Here is a 593-nt window from a genome sequence, read left to right as displayed (position 1 = left end):
CCGCCCCGCCCCCAGCCCCGCCTGAGCCCCCGTGCGCGACGCCCCCGATTCCACGCCGCCGCACACGGGCACGTGCCTCCGGTCCCCGTCCCCCGCGGGGACCGGAAACGCCCCCAGCACACCACCACCGATCCGGAAGTGATCATGACCGCGAATCCCCCGACGGTACCCCAGCAGGCCACCGTGGGAAGTGCCGCCGCAGTGAAACAGCAGCTCGAAGACGCCCTGAAGGAAGCCGACTTCCTCGCACAGATCAACACGGCCCACGACGGGGCGTCCCTGCACGTGACGATGTACAGCAGCAAGTGCCACTTCGCTGACTCCGTCGAGGATGCCACCGAATGGCTGCACCAGACCGGCATCGACGCCACCGCCACACTGGACGAGAGGACCTTCCGGGTCGTGATGACCCTTCCCAGCGCCGATTCCGTGAAGATGTTCAACGCAGCGCTGCTGCAGCCCTGGATCACCGCCCGCACCACCGCCACACACCTCAACGATGTGCTCGCCGACCACGGGCTCGACTGCACGATCGATGTCGGGCCGGCGTCCCTCTCCCTTCTCCTGGCCGACGACGAGCTGGACGCGGCCGT

Annotated in this window: 1 protein-coding gene; it reads left to right on the top strand. The window is 68.6% G+C overall.

Translation table 11 applies throughout. From position 1 onward, the window contains the following. Positions 1-144 precede the first annotated feature (144 nt). Positions 145-593, top strand: a 449-nt coding sequence (locus RM812_RS42115; protein ID WP_311586290.1) for a hypothetical protein, incomplete at its 3' end; no start/stop codon positions are given.

The sequence above is a fragment of the Streptomyces lancefieldiae genome, from assembly GCF_031845825.1.
Lineage (GTDB): Bacteria > Actinomycetota > Actinomycetes > Streptomycetales > Streptomycetaceae > Streptomyces > Streptomyces lancefieldiae.
The sequence above is the reverse complement of the archived record's forward strand: the minus strand, read 5'-3'. Positions and strand labels throughout refer to the sequence as shown.